General features: G+C 65.5%; 1 protein-coding gene. It reads left to right on the top strand.

Going from position 1 to position 1364, the window contains the following annotated elements:
• Window positions 1-51: 51 nt before the first annotated feature.
• A protein-coding gene (locus tag AWC08_RS19685; protein WP_142283681.1) for an IS3-like element ISMysp3 family transposase occupies window positions 52-1346 on the top strand; the annotation gives its coding sequence in 2 pieces (ribosomal slippage) (window positions 52-325 and window positions 325-1346; 1296 coding nt in all).
• Window positions 1347-1364 lie beyond the last annotated feature (18 nt).

Here is a 1364-nt window from a genome sequence, read left to right as displayed (position 1 = left end):
TGAACCATCCCGCGTTTGATGCGCACCTCCTTCCTTGGGAAGGTGCATGTCATGCCGAGCAAGTACGACCCGGAGACCCGAGCGAAGGCGGTCCGTCTGGTGCGCGAGCACCGGGAGGACTATCCGAGCGAGTGGGCGGCGATTACCGCGGTGTCCAAACGGTTGGGGATGAACGCCGAGACGCTGCGTAATTGGATTCGCCAGCAACAGGTCGATGACGGTGATCGAGACGGGGTCTCTTCGGAGGCGGCTGCGGAGATCCGGGCGTTGAAACGGCGTAACGCCGAGCTGGAGCAGACTATCGAAATCCTCAAGGCGGCAACGTCTTTCTTCGTGCGGGAGAGCGACCCGCGCAACCGCCGCTGACCGCTACGGTCTGCGAGTTCATCGCCGCCCACCGGGACCGTTTCGGGGTCGCTCCGATCTGCCGCGTGCTCACCGAGCACGACGTGCCGATCGCCCCGCGGACATTTCATGCCTGGGCGGTGCGGGCGCCCTCGAAACGGGCCCTGTGGGACGCCACGATCACCGAGATCCTAGCCGGCTACTACGAGCCTGATGAGCACGGACGCCGCAGGCCCGAGTCGCTGTACGGGTCGCTGAAGATGTGGGCCCATCTGCAGCGTGAGGGCATCCCGGTGGCCAAGTCCACCGTGGAACGCCTGATGCGCAAGAACGGCTGGCAAGGCGTGCGCCGCCAGAAGAGGGTCCGCACCACGATCCCCGACCCGGAGGCGGTGCGACCGCCGGACCTGGTGGACCGCCAGTTCGGGGTGGCCGCACCCAACGTGCTGCTCGTGGCCGACTTCACCTACGTCAAGCTCGTCACCGGCGTGTTCGTCTACGTCGCGTTCGTCATCGACGCCTACGCCGGGTCGATCGTGGGCTGGGAAGCCTCGGCGTCCAAGCACACCCGCTTCGTCGAATCCGCGCTGCGTCAGGCCGCTGCACTGCGTGCCCGCCAAGGCCATCCCGTCGACGGCGCAATCCATCACAGCGACGCCGGCTCGCAGTACACGAGTGTGAGATTCGGTGAGACACTGAGCCTTTCGGGAATTCGCCCGTCCGTGGGCAGTGTTGGGGATGCCTTCGACAACGCGCTGGCTGAGACGACCATCGGCCTGTACAAGAACGAATGTGTCCGGGCGGATTCCCCGTTTCGCCGCGGCCCACTGAACACCGTGGGCGACGTCGAATACATCACCGCCGACTACGTCGCCTGGTACAACCAGCAGCGCCTGATGCACCGCCTCGGACGCATTCCGCCGGCCGAAGCCGAAGCCCGCTACTATTCCCAACTCGTGACCGGTAGACCGGCCGGATCACAGAAACCTGAGGGTGCATGAAACCCGGGACGGTTCAGG

Origin of the sequence: Mycobacterium gordonae (genome assembly GCF_002101675.1) — a bacterium.
Classification (GTDB): Bacteria; Actinomycetota; Actinomycetes; order Mycobacteriales; family Mycobacteriaceae; genus Mycobacterium; species Mycobacterium gordonae.
This window is presented reverse-complemented; position numbering and strand designations above follow the sequence as displayed.